Annotated in this window: 21 protein-coding genes; 10 read left to right on the top strand and 11 right to left on the bottom strand. The window is 70.9% G+C overall.

Going from position 1 to position 18439, the window contains the following annotated elements; translation table 11 throughout:
* Positions 1–249: 249 nt before the first annotated feature.
* The 8 genes from mctP to AB0B58_RS04905 form a co-directional block, all read right to left on the bottom strand.
* Positions 250–1896, bottom strand: a complete 1647-nt coding sequence (gene mctP, locus AB0B58_RS04940; protein ID WP_360217659.1) for a monocarboxylate uptake permease MctP — start codon at positions 1894–1896, stop codon at positions 250–252.
* Positions 1889–2149: a DUF3311 domain-containing protein gene (locus AB0B58_RS04935; RefSeq protein WP_360217656.1), complete on the bottom strand. Its 261-nt coding sequence runs from the start codon at positions 2147–2149 to the stop codon at positions 1889–1891. Before AB0B58_RS04935 ends, mctP begins: the two co-directional genes overlap by 8 nt.
* 162 nt (positions 2150–2311) lie before the next feature.
* The gene (locus AB0B58_RS04930) at positions 2312–3610 is read right to left on the bottom strand and encodes a glycoside hydrolase family 18 protein (RefSeq protein WP_360217653.1); all 1299 of its coding nucleotides are present in this window, start codon (positions 3608–3610) and stop codon (positions 2312–2314) included.
* Positions 3611–3706: 96 nt separating this feature from the next.
* Positions 3707–4801: a bifunctional RNase H/acid phosphatase gene (locus AB0B58_RS04925; protein WP_360218687.1), complete on the bottom strand. Its 1095-nt coding sequence runs from the start codon at positions 4799–4801 to the stop codon at positions 3707–3709.
* 41 nt (positions 4802–4842) lie between these two features.
* The gene (locus tag AB0B58_RS04920) at positions 4843–5577 is read right to left on the bottom strand and encodes a C4-type zinc ribbon domain-containing protein (protein ID WP_360217650.1); all 735 of its coding nucleotides are present in this window, start codon (positions 5575–5577) and stop codon (positions 4843–4845) included.
* A 12-nt stretch (positions 5578–5589) separates the two neighbouring features.
* A complete protein-coding gene (locus tag AB0B58_RS04915; protein ID WP_360217647.1) occupies positions 5590–6435 on the bottom strand; it encodes a Nif3-like dinuclear metal center hexameric protein in 846 nt (281 codons plus the stop codon).
* 21 nt (positions 6436–6456) lie between these two features.
* On the bottom strand, positions 6457–7041 hold the full coding sequence (locus AB0B58_RS04910) for a flavoprotein (RefSeq protein WP_360217644.1): 585 nt from the start codon (positions 7039–7041) through the stop codon (positions 6457–6459).
* A gap of 16 nt (positions 7042–7057) precedes the next feature.
* Positions 7058–8287 carry a helix-turn-helix domain-containing protein gene (locus AB0B58_RS04905; RefSeq protein ID WP_360217641.1) on the bottom strand — a complete coding sequence of 410 codons (1230 nt, stop codon included), beginning with the start codon at positions 8285–8287 and terminating at the stop codon, positions 7058–7060.
* Positions 8288–8533: 246 nt separating this feature from the next.
* Between AB0B58_RS04905 and AB0B58_RS04900 the strand changes: the two genes are divergently transcribed.
* The 3 genes from AB0B58_RS04900 (at position 8534) to AB0B58_RS04890 (ending at position 10857) form a co-directional block, all read left to right on the top strand.
* Positions 8534–9229 carry a bifunctional DNA primase/polymerase gene (locus tag AB0B58_RS04900; protein WP_360217638.1) on the top strand — a complete coding sequence of 232 codons (696 nt, stop codon included), beginning with the start codon at positions 8534–8536 and terminating at the stop codon, positions 9227–9229.
* A 191-nt stretch (positions 9230–9420) separates the two neighbouring features.
* Entirely contained in the window at positions 9421–9987 is a 567-nt protein-coding gene (locus AB0B58_RS04895) for a GNAT family N-acetyltransferase (RefSeq protein WP_360218684.1), read from the top strand.
* Between the two features lie 33 nt (positions 9988–10020).
* Positions 10021–10857 carry a methyltransferase gene (locus tag AB0B58_RS04890; RefSeq protein WP_360217635.1) on the top strand — a complete coding sequence of 279 codons (837 nt, stop codon included), beginning with the start codon at positions 10021–10023 and terminating at the stop codon, positions 10855–10857.
* Here the strand turns inward: AB0B58_RS04890 and AB0B58_RS04885 are convergent.
* Positions 10854–11444, bottom strand: coding sequence for an XRE family transcriptional regulator (locus AB0B58_RS04885; RefSeq protein WP_360218681.1), 591 nt, complete (start codon positions 11442–11444; stop codon positions 10854–10856). The genes AB0B58_RS04890 and AB0B58_RS04885 overlap by 4 nt on opposite strands.
* A 50-nt stretch (positions 11445–11494) precedes the next feature.
* Between AB0B58_RS04885 and AB0B58_RS04880 the strand changes: the two genes are divergently transcribed.
* Positions 11495–12433: an NAD(P)/FAD-dependent oxidoreductase gene (locus AB0B58_RS04880; RefSeq protein ID WP_360217632.1), complete on the top strand. Its 939-nt coding sequence runs from the start codon at positions 11495–11497 to the stop codon at positions 12431–12433.
* A 7-nt stretch (positions 12434–12440) separates the two neighbouring features.
* On the opposite strand, the gene AB0B58_RS04875 is transcribed toward AB0B58_RS04880, so the two are convergent.
* Positions 12441–13301 (bottom strand): hypothetical protein, encoded by an 861-nt coding sequence (locus AB0B58_RS04875; RefSeq protein WP_360217629.1) that lies wholly within the window; start codon positions 13299–13301, stop codon positions 12441–12443.
* 258 nt (positions 13302–13559) lie between these two features.
* Here AB0B58_RS04875 and AB0B58_RS04870 point away from each other — a divergent pair, with 258 nt between their 5' ends.
* Positions 13560–14366, top strand: a complete 807-nt coding sequence (locus AB0B58_RS04870) for a TIGR02569 family protein (RefSeq protein WP_360217626.1) — start codon at positions 13560–13562, stop codon at positions 14364–14366.
* Between the two features lie 123 nt (positions 14367–14489).
* The gene (locus tag AB0B58_RS04865; RefSeq protein ID WP_360218678.1) at positions 14490–14777 is read left to right on the top strand and encodes a barstar family protein; all 288 of its coding nucleotides are present in this window, start codon (positions 14490–14492) and stop codon (positions 14775–14777) included.
* A 347-nt stretch (positions 14778–15124) separates the two neighbouring features.
* On the opposite strand, the gene AB0B58_RS04860 is transcribed toward AB0B58_RS04865, so the two are convergent.
* Positions 15125–15769: a hypothetical protein gene (locus AB0B58_RS04860; protein WP_360217623.1), complete on the bottom strand. Its 645-nt coding sequence runs from the start codon at positions 15767–15769 to the stop codon at positions 15125–15127.
* A gap of 403 nt (positions 15770–16172) precedes the next feature.
* Between AB0B58_RS04860 and AB0B58_RS04855 the strand changes: the two genes are divergently transcribed.
* The 4 genes from AB0B58_RS04855 (at position 16173) to AB0B58_RS04840 (ending at position 18439) form a co-directional block, all read left to right on the top strand.
* Positions 16173–16430, top strand: a complete 258-nt coding sequence (locus AB0B58_RS04855; protein WP_360217620.1) for a hypothetical protein — start codon at positions 16173–16175, stop codon at positions 16428–16430.
* A gap of 138 nt (positions 16431–16568) precedes the next feature.
* Entirely contained in the window at positions 16569–17138 is a 570-nt protein-coding gene (locus AB0B58_RS04850) for a hypothetical protein (RefSeq protein WP_360217617.1), read from the top strand.
* Between the two features lie 5 nt (positions 17139–17143).
* Positions 17144–17554, top strand: coding sequence for a hypothetical protein (locus AB0B58_RS04845; RefSeq protein ID WP_360217614.1), 411 nt, complete (start codon positions 17144–17146; stop codon positions 17552–17554).
* Positions 17555–18196: 642 nt separating this feature from the next.
* Positions 18197–18439, top strand: coding sequence for a hypothetical protein (locus AB0B58_RS04840; RefSeq protein WP_360217611.1), 243 nt, complete (start codon positions 18197–18199; stop codon positions 18437–18439).

The raw sequence follows: 18439 nt of genomic DNA, 5'->3' as shown, positions 1-18439 counted from the left end.
GCCTGGCCCCGGAAGGACGCCCGGGGCCGAACCAACACAAATCAAAGGCCGTGGCCCCGGAAGGACGTCCGGGGCCGAACCAACACAAATCAAAGGCCGTGGCCCCGGAAGGACGTCCGGGACCGAACCAACACAAATCAAAGGCCGTGGCCCCGGAAGGACGTCCGGGACCGAACCAACACAAATCAAAGGCCGTGGCCCCGGAAGGACGCCCGGGACCACGGTGCGAAACGGAGCGGGTCGTGCCGGTCAGGTGGAGGACGCGATCGCGTCCGGGCTGGTGCGGGCCTTCTCCAGCCGCGGGTCGCCCTCGTCGGCGAGGTAGTCGTCCGGCTCCGTGCCGTCGACGCCCTCGGGAGTCTTCGCCGCCCGCAGAATCAGCGTGACGATCACGACGATCAGCAGGTTGACCGCGACCGCCACGAAACCGACGTAGATCGTCTTCGGGGTGTCGAAGCCGAACTTGCTGAGCGGGAACGCGGACCCACCGAAGTGCGCCCGGCCCGTCGCCGCGTTCGGGACCTGGTAGAGCATCCACATGCCCATGCTCATGCCGGCGATCCAGCCGGCGACCAGGCCGCCGCGGTGCAGCCACCGGGTGTAGAGGCCCAGCGCCACGGCCGGGGCCGTCTGCAGGATGATGACGCCGCCGATCAGTTGCAGGTCGATGGAGAACTGCGGGTCCAGGAAGATGATGAACGCGACCGCGCCGAGCTTCACCACCAGCGACGCGATCTTGGCGACGCCGGCCTCCTGCGCCGCGGTGGCGTCCTTGCGGATGTACTCCTTGTAGATGTTGCGGGTGAACAGGTTCGCCGCCGCGATCGACATGATCGCCGCCGGCACCAGCGCGCCGATGCCGATGGCCGCGAACGCGATGCCCGCGAACCAGGCCGGGAACTGCTGGTCGAAGAGCAGCGGCACGACCGTGTTGCTGTCGACCGTGCCCTCCTTGGCGCCGGGCAGCGGCTTGACCCCCGCCGAGATCGCCATGAAGCCGAGCAGTGCGATCAGGCCGAGCAGCAGGCTGTACGCGGGCAGCGCCGACATGTTCCGCTTGATCACGTTGCGGTTCTTGCTGGCCAGCACGCCGGTGATGCTGTGCGGGTACAGGAAGAGCGCGAACGCCGAGCCCAGCGCCAGGGTGATGTATTGGAGCTGGTTGTTGGCGTTGAGGATGATGCCGTCGCCGGGCGCGGGTGACGCCTGGAACTTCGCGTCGGCGGCGTCGAAGATCGAGCCCCAGCCGCCCAGCTTGTAGGGCAGGTAGAGGACCGCCACGATGATGACGATGTAGATCAGCGTGTCCTTGACGAAGGCGATCAGCGCCGGCGCCCGCAGCCCGGACTGGTAGGTGTAGGCCGCCAGGATCGCGAACGCCAGGATGATCGGCGCGTGCCGGGCGAGCGGGCTGTCGCCGGTGACGCCCATCGTCTTGAGCACGGCCTCGATGCCGACCAGCTGGAGCGCGATGTACGGCATGGTCGCGACGATGCCGGTGATGGCGATCAGCAGCGCCAGCGTCGGCGAGTCGAAGCGGGTGCGGACGAAGTCGGCCGGGGTGACGAAGCCGTGCCGGTGCGAGACCGACCAGAGCCGGATCAGGACCAGGAAGAACAGCGGGTAGATCACCACCGTGTAGGGCACCGCGAAGAAGCCGGCCGCCCCGGCGCCGAACATCAGCGCCGGCACCGCGACGAACGTGTACGCCGTGTAGAGGTCGCCGCCGATCAGGAACCAGGTGATCCAGCCGCCGAAGCTGCGGCCGCCGAGGCCCCACTCGTCCAGGTGCGCCATGTCCTTGGGGGCGCGCCACTTGGCCGCGACGAATCCCATGCCGCTGACCAGCAGGAACAGCAGCGTGAAGATGACGATCTCGGTGATGTGCTCACTCATCCGACGACTCCGAAGTGGAAGGGGCCGGTGGCGGCGGAACCGGGGCGGGGTCCGGCGGGCGTCTGGTCATCTGGTAGACGATCGAGGTCGTGGCGACGCCGACGAGGATGAACGACAACTGGATCCAGTAGAACGCCGGGAAGCCGAACAGCCGCGGCGAGTCGAAGTTGTACAGCGGCGTGAGCAGCGGAACCACGATCGGGATGAGCAGCAGCCAGTTCCAGGGGCTGCGGTCGGTGCGCGGTGTGGACATGCCGTACCTCCTCATCGGAGCGCAGACGAGGTGGTGACCGTGGTCACGGCCATCGGCCGCAGGTTACCGAGAGGTTTCGCGCCGGGTGCGCCCGGTTGAGATCACCCTGCGCCGAACGGCCAGGGTGGTGCGCCGAACGGCGCACCACCCATGATCGGACGGCTAGTGTCCGGGGGTCCAGAGACCCGCCGAGATCGTACGGGTGAGAGAGGCGTGCTCGTCGTCACCGTCAAGCGACCACATCATCGCCCCGCCGAGTCGCTCGCCACGGATGTACGCCGTCTTCTGCAGGACCTGCGCCGGGTCGTCGTACGTCCAGAAGGTGGTGCCGTCGAAGAGCCACGAGTGGCCGGAGCGCCAGTCGCGGTGCAGCTTGAAACCCTGTGCGGGCAGCGTCTTCAGGGTCTTGTAGTCCTCGGTGCCGACCGCGAACCGGCCGGGCGCGCCGCCGGTGACCGCCGCGAACAGGCCGTTGCCGCCGCCGGTCGCGCCGGTCCAGCCCTGCCCGTAGTACGGGATGCCGAGGACTAGCTTGCCGCCCGGAGCACCCCGGTCGCGCCAGGTGTCGATCGCGACCTCGGCCGAGAAGTCGGGGTTGTCCGGCGCGCCGGCCGGGACCCGCAGCGCGGACTGCTGGTTGGTCCGCGCCTCCCACGAGCCGTGGAAGTCGTAACCCTGCACGGTGCCGAAGTCGAGGTACTTGAAGATCTTCCTCGCCTCGAAGCCAGCGTCGATCTTGGCTGGGGCGGCCGGCAGGAACGCGGTCAGGTCGTAGCGCCGCTTGGTCGTGCGGCCGAGCGCGTCCAGCTGCCGGCGGAACTCGGCGGTGAGCAGGGTGAAGTTCGCCCTGTCCTCCGGCCGGATCACGTTGCCGGCGTTGCCGTCCGAGCCGGGCCACTCCCAGTCGAGGTCGACGCCGTCGAAGATCCCGGCGCCGGCGCCCGCGGCGAGCCCGGGCAGGTTGCCCTTGATCCACAGGTCGACGCAGGAGCTGACCAGCTTCTTCCGCGCGGCATCGGTCAGGGCCGCGTCGGAGAAGTACGCCGAGCCGGTCCAGCCGCCCAGCGAGATCAGCACCCGCAGCTTCGGGTTCGCCTTCTTGAGCTCGGCGAGCTGGTTGAGGTTGCCGGCGATCGGCTGGCCGGCCACGTCGGCGACCCCGTCGACGCTGAGCGCGTCCGTGAACGGCACGCCCCAGTCGGCCCAGGAGTCGGCGGAGTCGCAGACGCCGGCCGCGGTCACCGGGCCGAACGCGTAGTTGAGGTGGGTCAGCCGGGCGGCCGCGCCGGACTGCTGAACCTTGGCGAGCTGGAAGTCGCGGCCGTAGATGCCCCACTGGGTGAAGTACCCGACCTTGACGTACTGCTTGCTCTGATGTGCCTGTGCGGTGGTGGGTGCGGCCGTGACTGCGACCAGTACGGCAGCGCCGACGGCCAGCAGGCGGCGGGAGAATCCGCGCATGAGCCCTCCAGGGGCGGACGGAAGTGTCGATCAGGAATCGTGAAGAAAGTTTCCTAATCGAGGAAGCTAAACGTCCGCACCCGGCGGGTCAATAGTTCAGCGCAGGTGAGCCGTCTCGTTCACCGATCGCACGGCGACGCCGCCGTCCGGCCACAGGTCCACCGTGGAGACGCCAGCCGCGTCCAGGAAGAGCCGGTGCAGGAAGGCGTCGCCCGCGGCGAGCGCATCGCGCAGGATCAGCTTGATCGGCGAGACGTGCGAGACCACCACGACCGTGCCCGACGGGTACGCCGACTGCAGCTTCGCCAGCGCCCCGCGCACCCGCTTCGACACCGCCTGGAAGGACTCACCGTTCGGCGGCGCCACGGCTGTCGAGTCGAGCCAGCGGTCGAGCTCGGCGGGCCAGCGCTCGCGCGCCTCGGCGAAGGTCAGGCCCTCCCAGTCGCCGAAGTCGCACTCGATCAGCTCCGGCACCACCGTGACCTTCACGTTGCCCAGCTCGGCCGCGATGAACTCCGCGGTGCGCATGCACCTCCGCAGGGGTGACGAGACGACGGCCGCGACGTCGCGGGAGATGCCCGCCACCCGCCCTGCCGCGGCCATGGCCTGCGCCTCGCCCTGCTCGGAGAGCGGGACGTCGCCCCGGCCGGAGTAGCGGCCCTGCGCGGTCAGCGCGGTCTCGCCGTGCCGCACGAGAATGAGCCGGGTGGCCGAGTCGAGCGACGGCGGCGCCCAGTTCTTCGGCGCCTTCGCCTCGAAGGCCGGCGACTCCTCGCGTACCGGCTTGCCGGCCGCCTCGTCCATCGCGCGGTTGGCCAGGGCGTCGGCCAGCTTGTTGCGCTCGCGCGGTATCCACTCGAAGGTCACGGCGGCGAAGCCGTCGACCAGCTTCGCCGCCTCGGCGGCGAGCGGCCGCAGACCGGGATTCTTGATCTGCCAGCGGCCGGACATCTGCTCGATCACGAGCTTGGAGTCCATCCGCACGTCGACCCGGGTGGCACCCAGCTCGGCGGCGGCCCGCAGCCCGGCGATCAGGCCCGAGTACTCGGCGACGTTGTTCGTCGTGGTGCCCAGCGAGCCGTGGCGCTCGAGCAGCACCTCGCCGGTGCCCTCCTCGAGCACGACGGCGCCGAAGCCGGCCGGGCCGGGGTTGCCCCGCGAGCCACCGTCGGCCTCCACCACGACCCGCAGACCGGTCACTGTATTGATGGTCCAACTCCCTCGTAGGTCACTTACAGCCCGGACTCCGCGGTGCGGACCATGATCCGGCGGCACTCCTCGCAGCGGACGACCTCGTCGGCGGGGGCGGACTTCACCCGGGCCAGGTCGGCACCGTACAGCTCGATGCGGCAGCCGCCGCAGCGCCCGGAGCGGACCAGCGCCGCGCCGAGGCCCGAGTCCGTACGGATCTTGTCGTAGAGGGCGAGCAGGTCGGGCGGCAGGTCGCCGGCGAGCGGGGCCCGCGCCTGGGTCCTGAACTCCTGCTCCTTGGTGATGTCGGCGTACGCCTCGTCGCGGCGGGCCTCGGCCGCGTGCCGGCGCTCGCCGGCCTCGGCCAGGCGCGTCTTCACCTCGTTGAGGGTCTGCTCGGCGCCCTCCCGCTGCTCCATGAGCTCGAGCTCGGCATCCTCGAGCTCGGACTGCCGCCGGTTGAGCGTGGCCAGCTCGTGCTGCAGGCCCTCGATCTCGCGCAGGGCGCCGCCGGCCTCGAGCCGGACCTTGTCCCGGTCCTTGCGGGTGCGGACCTGCTCGATGTCCTTCTCGAAGCGGGCGATGTCGCGGTCGAGGTCGTCGACGGCCACCTGGGCGCGGACCCGCTCGTCCTCCATGGCGGAGAGCTCGCGCGAGATCTTGTCGATCTCCGCCAGCTCGGGCAGCGACTTGCGGCGGTGGGCGAGCTGTGCGAGTGCGGTGTCGATGGCCTGCAGGTCGAGCAGACGGCGCTGGGCTTCCGGGGCGGCCTTCACGTCAGGTACTCCTTATTTTCCACTGACCGCATGCACGGTCCAGGGGTCGGTGTCGAGATCGGACACGAGAGCCGTGACCGGGAACTGGGCGCGCAGCCAGCCCGCCACCTCGTCGAGCCACGGCCGCTCGCTCGCCCAGTGGGCGACGTCGAGCAGCGCCGGGCCGTCGGCGGCGAGGTGCTCGCTCGCGGGATGATGCCGCAGATCGGCGCAGAGGTACGCATCGGCACCCGCCCGGCCCGCGTCGCGCAGAAACGAGTCGCCCGCTCCCCCGCAGACGGCGAGCGTACGGATCGGCCGTGCGGGGTCGCCGGCGGCGCGCACCCCGGCCGCGGTGGGCGGCAGCCGGGCGGCGACGAACCGGGTCAGCTCCGCGAGCGGCATCGGCGCGGCCAGGTCGCCGACCCGGCCGACGCCGCGGCCCTCCCCGGCGGCCGGGCTGCCCGGGGTCGCGGGGACCAGCGGCTGGGTGTCGATCAGGTCGAGCCGGGCGGCGAGCGCGTCGGAGACGCCGGGGTTCGCGACGTCGGCGTTGGTGTGCGCGACGTAGAGCGCGATGTCGGCCTTGATCAGCCGGTGCACGATGCGGCCCTTGTAGGTGTCCGGCGCGACCGAGGAGACGCCCTTGAGCAGCAGAGGGTGGTGGGCCACGATCAGGCTCGCGCCCTCGGCGACCGCCTCCTCGACGGTCTCGGGTACGCAGTCGACCACGCAGAGGACCCGGGTGACGGGGGTCTCGAACTCCCCCAGCACGAGGCCCACCCTGTCCCATTGCTCGGCCCAGGCCCTCGGATAGCGCGCGTCGAGGGCGGCCACCACGTCACGGACGGTGGGTGGGGCAACGGCGGTGTCGGTCACGGCCGCCAACTCTACCCAGGCTCAGGATCGGGCCCCGGGCTCGACTCGGTTGTCGGTCACGAATCTGGTGTGCAGCGCCTGGAGTGCGCTCCGCCACGGGAACTGGCTCCGAAACCGGTCGTTCTGTCCCGGTCCGCCGAGACGTACGACGTCATCGCCGTAAAGCACCTGAACGCCCCAGTTACGGAGCTTTGCCATGCTTTCATGCAGCGCCGGGTGCAGGGCCATCACCTTGTTCGTGTACGGCACCACCACGGTCGGCACCCCGAAGCCGTACCCCTCGACCAGCAGGCCGAGCACCAGGGTGTCGGTGATACCGGCCGACCACTTGTTGATCGTGTTCACCGTCGCGGGAGCCACGATCATCGCGTCGGCCGGCGGCAGCAGGTCCTCGTCGCCCGGATTCTTGTAGTAGCTGCGCACCGCGTGCCCGGTCTGCGCCTGCAGCGCGGCCGCGTCGACGAACTTGCGGCCGTCCGGCGTGGTGATCACGCAAACCTCCCAGCCGTCGCGCTGGGCCAGGTCGACGAGCACGCCGACGTCGCGGGCGATGGGTGAGCCACACACGAGCACGTACAGCACGCCGGGCGAGACGTTGACACTCATCACCCGAGAACCCACCTCATACGCCGACTCCCATCTGCTCTGCCAGCTCCGCGATGGGTGCCGGCGGTGTGCCCCGCGTGCGTCGCAGCACGTCGGAGATGACCTCGTGGGCGAGCGGCCGGCAACGGATCTCCGAGGGGGCCAGCCGGTCGCCCTCCAGCAGCATCTCGCTGGCCTTCTCCACGTCGCCGATCTGTGTGTAGCCCCGGGCGATGTCCAGGTAGTGATGGGCACGCCGCTCCGGCAGCATCGCCGCGAAGCTCTCCGGGTCGATCCGGTTGTGCGTCTCGATCGCCTTGCCGCCGTCGCCGAGCTCGATCGCGGCCGCGGCCCGGTGCAGCTCCACGTTGGTCGGCCCGAACGAGGTCCAGTAGTAGTTGTAGTCGCCGCCGAGCGCGCCGGCCGCCTGCTCGGCGCCGCAGACCAGGTCGCGCACGGTGGCGCTGTCGCCGATCCGGGCCGCCGCCATCGCACCGGTGAGCAGCAGCAGGCCGTAGACGGAGAGCCGCTCCGGCGTGGCCGCCTCCGGCGTCATCGGCGCGAGCCGGTTGGCGATGTTCACGTTGACCTCGAGAGCCGAGCGGATCCGGCCCAGCGAGAGCAGCGCCATCCCGACCCGGTGGCTGGCCATCCCCGCCAGCAACTGGTCACCGGCGCGCTGCGAGACCGCGATCGAGCGGTCGGCCGCCAGCCAGGAGAGCTCGTGCTCGCCGACCTTGCGCAGGGCCGAGGAGGCGATCTGGTACACCTGCCCGAGCAGGTGCGCCGCGTCGCGGGCCTCCTCGCCGCTCGCGTGCGCGCTGTCCGCGGCCTGCGCGTCGCGCAGCAGCTGCGGCAGCTTGCGGGCCAGGACGCCGTACTTCGCGTGCTGGTAGGTCAGCCAGGCGTGGCTGACCGCCTTACGCATCTCCATCAGCGGCGGCGCCTGCGGCACCGGATGGAAGAACGCGCTCATCTGGTCGTACCGTTCGAGCGCCGCGCGGATCTCCTCGACCTCGACCTGGTCGATGCAGTTCTGCGTCTCGGGCCGCCGCTCGACGTCCTTGCCCAGCAGCAGCTGGACGTCGATCTGCAGCACGTCGGCGATCTCATAGACGACGGAGAACTTGTCGAGCCGGCGTACCCCGCGCTCCACCTTGTCGACCCAGCTCTTGGATTTCCCCAACCGATCCGCGAAGACCTGCTGGGACATCTTGCGACGGCCGCGCCAATAGGCGACTCGGCGGCCGATCGGCAGCTCGTCCACGGGTGCCTCCCCCACTCAGCCGGCGGCCAGCGCCGGTGAGCATTTCGGTGTGTCAGCTGCAGTGTGGACCTCACTCGTCCGCGCAGGTCGCACAGGCTGTGTGATCGTCTGCCCACCGATGCTCGATAGTTTCTCATGCAAGTTGCAAGACGTGATCTGCCCGAACAAACGAAGCGTGTCGAGCTTGGTGACGGCGGCCGTGCCTGGTAATGCGGCTGCCGATCCCGAATCGGGGGTTTTACGACCATGCAGTGGACCAACCGGCGGCCGATCGGCCCATGGGAGTACATAGATCGGATACGCCTGCGCCGGGCGGCGCTGCGCTACGCCGCGCGCGGCTGGGCCGTTACTCCGGGTGCGTACCTGTCCGGGCACCGCTTCCACTGCGGACGCGCCGGCTGCCCGATCATGGGGTGCCACCCCGCGATCGAGTCCTGGGAGGACAACTCCAGCACCGACGCCCGCCGGGTCGCGCGCTGGTGGCGGCGCCGGCCGTACACCGTGCTGCTGGCCACCGGCTGGCGGTTCGACGTGCTGGAGGTGCCGGCCGCGGTCGGCCTGCGCGCGCTCGGCGCGATCCGCCTGCACACGGGCGTGCTGGGCCCGGAGCGCGGCGACGCCCGGGGCCCGGTCGCGGTGACGCCGACCGGGCGCTGGATGTTCCTGGTACAGCCCGGCACCGAACTCCGGCCCGAGCTCGGTGCCTGCCTGGACGTGCTGCGGCACGGGCGCGGCTCGTGGGTGCCCGCGGCGCCCAGCCGCATGCCCGAGGGCCCGGTCCGCTGGGCCGTCACGCCGGAACAGACCGGCTGGCACCTGCCCGGATCGGCGGCCGTTCAGGCAATGCTGCTCGACGCCCTGGACGCCGTCGGCGGTCGTCCACAGCGCACCTTCACGGTGAGCGTGCCCCGCCAGATGTCGACCGCCCGCCGGGCCGCCTGAGGCCCCACACGGGGGCGCCGGGCAGCCACCGGCCGCCGGGTCGCCGACCCGGGTGACGGACGGTGTTCGGGCATGGTCGGTCGCACGCATGTCAGGTGACAACGTATTTGCCTACCTTGCGGTAGTCGAGTCACCCGAATAGGTGAACACATGATCACCCTACGCAGGCGCCGGGCCGTCCGGCTCCGCCGATCGGACGACCGCCGATCGGCCGAGGCGCGCCCGGCACCGACCGTCGGAGAATCCGGTCGCGGTGCCGGCGAGGACACTGGCACGATCCACCCATGATCACAATCCGCGCGCTGGCGCCCGACGCACCGGACGCCGTCGCCCTGGTGCGGTCCTACCTGAGCGAGATCGTGTACCGCTACCACGGCCGGCCGATGCCGGCGTCGGCAGTGGACGAGGCGCTCGCCGACGAACCCGCCGACGATGTGGCGGTGCTGCTGGTCGCGTACCGCGACGATGAGCCGGTGGGCTGCGTCGGCCTGCGCCCGGCCGAGCCGGGCACCGGCGAGATCACCAAGATGTACGTCGACCCGCGGGCCCGCCGGCTCGGGATCGGGCGCCGGCTGCTGTCCGCGGTGGAGCAGGCGGCCCGGGAGCGTGGCCTGTGCACCCTGCGCCTGGAGACCCGGACGGATCTGACCGAGGCCCGGTCGATGTACGCGGCCAACGGCTACGCCGAGATCCCGCCGCACCGCGACCACCCGTACGCGGACCACTGGTACGCGAAAGACCTGACCCCGCCGCGGTAACCATGACCGCCGCTCTCCGGGGAGGATGGCGGCATGACGCACACGCATGATCACGTCGACTGGGGCGAGTACGGTCCTGACCTGATCGCCGACGCGGAGATCAACGCGCCGATGGTCGACCAGGCCCTGTGCTGGCTCACCGAGCGCGTACCGCAGGCGGGCCTCGTCCTCGACGTCGGCAGCGGGCCGGGGGTCGCGGCCTGCAGACTCGCCCAGCTGCTTCCCGGCGCGACGGTGCTGGCCGCGGACGGCGCGGCACCGCTGCTCGCGCTCGCCCGGTCGCGGGCGGAGCGGCTGGGACTGGCGGACCGGTTCGCCACCCGCGAGATCAAACTGCCGGACGGTCTCGCGGACCTGCCGGAGGCGGACCTGATCTGGGTGAGCGGCGTCGCGCACCATCTGCCGGATCCGGCAGAAGGGATACGGGCGTTCGCCGCGCTGCTGCGGCCCGGCGGGTTGCTGGCGTTGCGCGAGGGCGGCCTGCCGCTGCAGTTCCTGCCGTCGCACGCGGACGGCGGCATGACGGCACGGATGAACGCGGTGGACAGCGACCTGTCCCGGCGCCACTCGCACCCGATGGGAGCGATCGAGGCGCCACGGTCCTGGCCGGAGCTGCTCGAGGAGGCCGGCCTGAACGCGGTGCGGAGCCGCAGCTTCCTGCTGGATCTGCCCGCGCCGCTGGGCGAGGCGGCCCGCCACCAGCTGGCGCGGACGCTCCGGCGTACCCGGGAGATGCTCGACGGGCACCTGGCGGGCGCGGACGCGGATCGGCTGGACCAGCTCACCGACCCCGAGGACCCGGAGAGCGTGCTGCGGCGCCCGGATGTCTTCATGCTCCGCGCGACGACGATCCACACCGCCGTCCGCTAGGGCCGCCGGGGGTGGGTCGAGCGGGCCCGGACGTGCACGCGTTCGCCCTGGCTGCCGAAGATGCTGAGGAACTCGACGGCCTCGCCCGTCGCGCTGCCGAACCAGTGCGGTACCCGGGTGTCGAACTCGGCCGCCTCGCCCGCCGGCAGCACGATGTCGTGCTCGCCGAGCACCACCCGCAGGCGGCCACTGAGGACGTAGAGCCACTCGTAGCCCTCGTGGGTACGCGGGTCCGGCGTCTGCGGCGGGCCGGCGGGGATCAGGTGCTTGAACGCCTGCGCCCCGGTCGGCTGCCGGCTCAGCGGCAGTATCGTCTGCCCGCTGCTGTGCTTGATCGGCCGCGCGTAGATCCGCGGATCGCCGGTGTGCGGGGCGCCGACCAGCTCGTCCAGCGGCACCCGGTGGGCCCGGGCCAGCGGCAACAGCAGCTCGAGGGTGGCCTTGCGCTGCCCGGACTCGAGCCGGGAGAGGGTGCTCACCGAGATCCCGGTGGTCTCGGCCAGCGCGGTCAGGGTGGTGCCGCGTTCCTGCCGCAGCGCCCGCAGCCGCGGCCCGACCGCGGCGAGCACGTCCGCCTCGTTTGCCATCATGGCAAAGAAGTTTGCCACCCTGCCCGGGACCCGGCGACGGTTGCGGCATGACATACGACGTGATCGTGATCGGCGGCGGGCCCGCCGGACTGAGCGGCGCGGTGGCCCTGTGCCGGTCGCTGCGCAAGGTGCTGGTGGTGGACGCGGGAACACCGCGCAACGCGCCGGCCGACGGAATACACAACTACCTGACCCGCGACGGCGTCCCGCCGGCGCAGTTCCGCGCCGCCGGGCGGGCGGAGGTCGAGCGGTACGGCGGCGAACTGATCGATGCGACGGTGGCCTCGGCCGCCCGCAACGGCGAGCTGCTGACCGTGACACTGGCGGACGGCCGAACGTTCGCGGCCCGGCGCCTGCTGGTCACCACCGGCCTCACCGACGAGCTGCCGCCGGTGCCGGGCCTGCGCGAACGGTGGGGCCGCGAGGTGCTGCACTGCCCGTACTGCCACGGCCACGAGGTGCGCGGCCGGGCGATCGGCATCCTCGGCTCCTCCCCGATGTCGCTGCACCAGGCGCTGATGTGGCGCCAGTGGAGCGACGACGTGACGCTGTTCGTGCACGACGCGCCGGACCCCGACGCCGAGCACATCGAACGGTTCGCGGCCCGGGGGATCACGGTGGTGCCCGGGAGGGTCGCGGAGGTGGTGGCCGAGGACGACAGGCTGACCGGGGTACGCCTGAGCGACGGAACGGTCGTGGCGCGGGAGGTGCTGGTGGTGGCGCCGCGTTTCCTCGCCAACGCCGAACCGTTGCCGTCGCTGGGGCTGACGGCGACGGAGAACGACTTCGGCAGCGCCGTACCCGCCGAGCCGAACGGCAGGACCGAGGTGCCGGGCGTGTGGGTGGCCGGGAACGTCACCGACCAGATGGCTCAGGTGATCAGCTCGGCCGCCGCGGGCCTGCACGTGGCGGCGCAGCTCAACATGGACCTGATCATGGAGGACACCGACCGGGCGGTGGCGGAACTCGCGGCGGCCGGCAGGTAGTGCGCGGTCAGCGCCCGGCGGCCAGCTCGCGGTAGGCCGCGATCACCGCCGCGGTGCGCTCGGCCAGCTCGGGCCCGGCGTCGGACGAGGCCGGTGCGGCCGTCAGCCGGGAGATGGCCAGGTCCGCCTCCCGGGCGGTGTCGCCGATCCGCTGCTCGCGGATGAGGTTCTCGCCCGCGAGCGCGGCGGCGTTGATGCTCGCCAGGATGCGGTTGGCCTCGCCCGCCGTGGAACGCCAGAGTCCCTCGACGCGCAACCGCTGCTCCGCCAGGGCCCGCACGGCCGGGCTGCCGGCGGGCAGGTCGTGCGGAGCGGCGCCGGCGAGCTCCTCGCGAAGCTGCCGGATCTGCTGGCGCCGGGCCATGATCGCGGCGAGCTGCTCGAGGGCGGTGGCCAGGTCCCGGTCGGCGTCGTCCGGGTCGATCATGTGGCGCAGCGCGGGCCAGGTGCCGCGCACCCGCCGGGCCACCACGATCGCCCGCTCGAATGCGGTCCGCTCCTCGGCCGCGTAAAGGACGTGGGCGCCCTCGGCGCGGGGCAGCGCGATGCTGCCGACCCGCGCGGCGCGCGCCTGCCAGAAGACGACGGCGGCGACGATCGCGGCCGACCCGGCGGCGGCCGCCCAGCCGGAGACGCCGAACACGCTCAGCACCGTGGAGAGCAGGAGCAGGGCCAGGGCGAGCTGCGAGGCGGACCGCGCGCGATCCTTGCGGCCGCGCCCGCTCGCCGGGGCGGGCACGACCTCGGTGACGGACCCCCACCGGGAACGCCGGGCGCGACCGGTGCGCATCTGCAGCGGGTACGGCGAGACGACGATCTTCTCCGCGTCGACGCCGATGTGCAGACCCTTGGGCCGGGATGTGACCACGGGGTGCGCCCTTCCGCCTGCGATGTGCCGAGCGGGCCCGGATGCCAAGGGGGGTGTACACCCGGGCCCGCTCATCGGCGGAGCCGTCCGCCGGTGACACACGAATCGGGTGTGCGCCGCCCCACCTGAGCCCGCGCCCGGTTGCAGCGCGGGTGCACGCGCCGCGACCGCGGAAAGGGCGTCCACCCAGGCCGGCTGTCGGTACCCTGGCGAATCCGGTCGGCGTCGGCCGCCACCTCGAGAACGGCAAACGCACAGATGGATGATCTGGGACCGCCCCGCGCGGTGCGTGCGGCCTTCGGCGCCGAGGGCGATCCGGTACGGCTGCCCGGCGGCAAGGGCGGCACCTGGCGGGTCGGCGACGTCGTCCTGAAGCCGTCCGAGGGCGACGACGAGGTCCGCTGGCGCGCCGAGGTGCTGACCGCCCTCCCCGCGTCCCCGCACCTGCGGATCGCCCGCCCGGTACGCGCCGCCGGCGGCGACTGGCTGGCCGGCGGCTGGGAGGCGACCGAGGCCGTCGCCGGGCACCCCGACCAGCGCCGCGTCGACGACGTCATCCGGGTCGGTGCCGCGTTCCACGAACTGGTCGCGGCGGTGCCGCGCCCCGCGTTCCTGGACACCCGGCACGACCCCTGGGCGTACGGGGAGAGGCTCGCCTTCTCCGAGGTCCCGCCGCCGGGGCCGCGCCGGCCCTCGAGGCTGCTTGACAAACTGCTCGCCCTGCGCCGCCCGGCGGCCCTGCCCGAACAGATCGTCCACGGCGACCTGCTCGGCAACGTCCTCTTCAGCGACGGCCTGCCACCCGCGGTGATCGACTGGCCGGCCTACTGGCGGCCCCCGTCCTGGGCAGCAGCGGTCGCGGCGGTCGACGCGATGGTGTGGCACGGCACCGGCCCGGGCGTGATCGGCCGCTGGGCGCACCTGCCGCGGTGGGAGCAGATGCTGGTCCGGGCGGCGATCTACCGGTTGGGCACCTGGGACGCGGCGGGCTGGCCACAGGAGCCCGAGGACGCCTACCGCCCGGTCGTGGCGACGATCACCGGCCTCGTCGTACGCACCCCTTAGCGTCCGGCGCCGTCACCCGTGCGGTGCAACATCAACGGTGGCGGGTTTCGGTGCCCCCCGCCTGGGCACCTGGAAGAGGTGCGAATCGCACGATCGCCGGCCGCGGAGGTTGCCGCATTGAACGTGTTCATCGACGGCCGGTTCGTGCTGAACGAGGCCGACCTTCAGCAGCGCCTGGGCAGCGCCCTCGGATACGGGCCGTACTACCGCCACGACCTGGGCGACCTGCATCTGCATCTGGCCGCGGGCGACCCGCGCCCGGTCAAGCTGGTGTGGATACACCCGCAGGCCGTGCGGCTGGCGCTCGGGGTGGCGCTCTTCGACACGTACGTGGAGACCCTCCAGCGGATCGCGGCCGACGACGAGGGCCGTCACTGGAACGAACGCTTCGTCTTCCGCATCCTCGACTAGAGGTGTCTCGCGGATCACGGCGTCGCCGAGCCGAGGTCCAGGTTTCGCGCCGCGAGGCGGAAGCTGGGCCCGGCGCGGGCCGCCGTGATCCGCGAGATACCCCTAGCGCCGCCGTCAGCGACGCCCGTTCTTGCGTCGGATGGTGATCACTCCCGCGACGACGAGAAGAATGGGAAGAAACAGCCCCCACATCAGCCAGCCGTTCATGGGCAACCTCCGCTAGATCGTGGTCAGCGCCGATCGACTCGCGGTCCTCGCGGCGACGCAGCCGGGTGTCCGTTCTGCGCCCAGCCTCCACCACTGGGCCGGGCCCGTGGCTCATCCCGGCCGAATGAAGAACGCCCCCGCTACGGGCCGCCGGGCCGGGGCAGGTGGTGGACATGGGGCAGGCCGCACCGCCGGCTCTCGTGGTCCCGCTCCCGGTCCTCCACCTCCTCCATGAGCTCCATGGCTTCCTCCAGCACGTCCCGGTTCCTACGTGGGACGGCGAGCCGGTCCCGGTATCGGCGGACCTGGTAGACCTCGACACCGGCCTCCAGGGTGTCGACCCGGACGGCGTTGCGCGGCGATCCCATCTGCCCGCCGACGTCGGTGGGGACGAGGGCGCCCACCGGGCCCCGGACGACCCGTTTCCCGGCCGCACGCGGGTCGGCCCGGACCGCATCGATGTGCCTGTCGACGTCCGCGGCACCCCGCCTGCGCCCCTCGGGGTCGTCGTGCGCGACCGCCCATACCCAGACCTCGCCGGGGCTGCCGTTCCAGCAGACGATGTCCGCACCGTTGCCGTCGCGATCGGAGCAGGTCGTGCGCTCCAGCAGCGGCAGGTAGTTCGCGCTGATCTCCAGCGGCTGATCGCCGTTGCGGGCCCGGAACCGGAACTCGTCGCGTCGCAGGCTGCGGACGCGCAGGGCGATGGCCGTGGCGTGGGCGGCCCGGCTGTCGATGTCCCGATAGGTGTTCCGCCAGGGGTCGGCCCGGTCTGTCCTCGTCACGCCCATACCTTGCCGGACCGAGCACCCCAGACCAAGAAAGACATTCGGCTCCGCGCAATCTCGATACTGACCGCCGAGCGATCTACCGCACCGGCGGGTACCCGTAGGCCGGACGTCGACTCTCCCGGGCACCGACCCGCAGGGGGCCACCGTTTATATCCACATTGGATCGCGCGTTCACATGTCGTTACCGGACGGTCGCACACATTGAATGACCTCAATAAAAGTGAGATTGATCACTGACCCGTTTCGGATGGATATGTCCTACGAACGCGTAAAGATCCAGATCATCTGTATGAATGGGTTTGCTACTTTGCCTGACGTGCCGCTCGGTCATTCCCCCGGACTCGATAAGCACACGGGGGATTCGAATGACTGAATCACGAAATCGAAACGGGGTGTCATGAGCAGAATCCGCAAGGGGATCTTCGGCGCGCTTACCGCGGCCGCCCTTACGACTGGGGTTCTCCTCCCTGGAGCCGCGGCCCAGGCCGCCGCCGGAGGCTGGTACGACGTGGGCTGGTACCGCTACAAGTCCACCTGCGAGGCCGAGGGCAAGAAGGCCGTCAACAGGGACCGTCACGACGCGTTCACCGACTGGCGTTGCCAGTCCGACTCCCCGGGCTACCGGCTCCTGGTCTTCCAGGTCTACGGGTCCTGAGGCTCGGTTCTGGGATACCAGAACCGCCAAATGCACTGGCCAGAGTGAGCTAGGGATTCGTCCTCGAAGAATGAGGCATGAATGCCTGGCCGATTCGCGAAAAATGACGTTCAGGAGTTCGGTTTGAAAAGGTATCTGTTGCCGGCGGTTCTTGCGCCGGTACTGACGGTCGGCGTTCTTGCGGTACCGTCCGCGGCTTTCGCGCAGAACGGTCCGACCGGTCACTCCGGTTGCTACCGCGCCAAGCCTTCGGACACGTATGACTCGTTCCTGCAGGCCGACAACTCGACCACGAAGATCCGCAGCAGTAGCAACAGGGTAACCGTCACCGCGATCGCAACCGGAACCGCCTACGACTGCGGCCCGGCGGGCCGAGGCAAGACGGTCCCGAAGATCTACGTGGAGCTCAAGTTCCGGGCCGAGGGCAAGCGGCTCGCCTGCGGCGGCACCGTCGGCGGCGGGGCCACCGGCGGCACCGGCGGCGGCCCGAGCGTGAACGGCAGCATCACGTGCAACGGCGAGCGCACCGAGATGGAGGTTACGCTCAAGCACACCTGCAAGACTGCGGAGCGGTGCAGGATCTCGGTCACGGACGAGACGTTCTCGGCGGCCAGCGACGGGCGCATCTCCATGCTGGAGACCCGGGCCATCGTGACGAACGGCAGCAACGTCCGGACGTCGTCCTTCGTCAGCCTGTTCGACGAGTGACCCCGATGAATCTGCGACGGGTGGCGATCGCCACGGCCACGGTGGCGACAGCCGTGGCGGTGCTCGTGCCGACCGCGGCGAGCGCCGCGTCCGACGAGCCCGGGAGCCCGACCTGCAAGCTGAGCGCGAGCCGGGCGCGCGAGACCGTCGACCTCGTCAGCGGCACGGGCCGGGTGGAGAACCGCCGCGGCTGCGGCGGCGCGAAGATCTACGTCTCCATCGAGCGCAGTCGCTTCTTCGGCTGGGAGCAGGTTTCCCGGGCCGAGGTGCCGACGGACCACCGCGACTACACCGTGACCTACGACTGCAGGGGAACCGGTACTCACGACTACCGGATCACCATCATGCCGCAGGCGAACTTCCAGGAAGCGGTAAGTTCACTGAGCCTGCGCGGCGTCCAGTGCTCGTCTCGTTGACGTGACGCCAGGCGTGGGCGTCATCGACACCGACGACGCCCACGCCCACGGCGGTACCGGAAATCCGCCTCGGCTCGGCCCCGGCAGCCAACCACACCGAGGAGCCTCCGAAGGCCCGGCCCCCGAACCGCGACCAAGCTCAAAGCCGGCGGCAAACCACACCGTGGCGTTCCGAGGGCTCGACCCCCAGACCACGACCACGCTCAAAGCCGGCGGCAAACCACACCGTGGCGTTCCGAGGGCTCGACCCCCAGACCACGACCACGCTCAAAGCCGGCGGCAAACCACACCGTGGGGTTTCCGGGGGCTCGACCCCCAGACCACGACCACGCTCAAAGCCGGCGGCAAACCACACCGTGGGGTTTCCGGGGGCTCGGCCCCCGGAGCAGGAATGACGATCACCCCCGGTCCGCGCACCCCGCGGACAGGGAGCACCCAGGTGATCGTGGGCGCGGCAGGTTTCGAACCTGCGACCCCTCGCTTGTAAGGTCTGCGAGGCGCCGTTCGCCAGAGTCCGGCAGCATGCGTGACCTGCGGCAGCACTTCCCACCGAACGCGGACGGCTAACCCCGGACAGCGACGAACGAGACCAGAACTGAGACCACTGAGCCGAACCGTTGCGCGACATCTATGATCGAACACGTGTACGAAGACAGCATTACTGAGCGGCTCATTGCTGCACTGACCAACACCTTCGGTGATGAGCCGCGGTGGGAACTCGCACCGAACCGGTCCCATGGCTACTACCTCTGGTACGACCAGGGACATGTGGGCATCGGTGAGATTCGAAACGTCATCGACTCAACGCTTCGCCACGAAGTTGGTGTCATCCTGGCGCCCCGAGGTCCGCGTCCCGGCGAGTTTCCGCCGATCATGGGAATGTAG

This window comes from Actinoplanes sp. NPDC049118, from assembly GCF_040648555.1.
Taxonomy (GTDB): domain Bacteria; phylum Actinomycetota; class Actinomycetes; order Mycobacteriales; family Micromonosporaceae; genus Actinoplanes.
The sequence above is the reverse complement of the archived record's forward strand: the minus strand, read 5'-3'. Positions and strand labels throughout refer to the sequence as shown.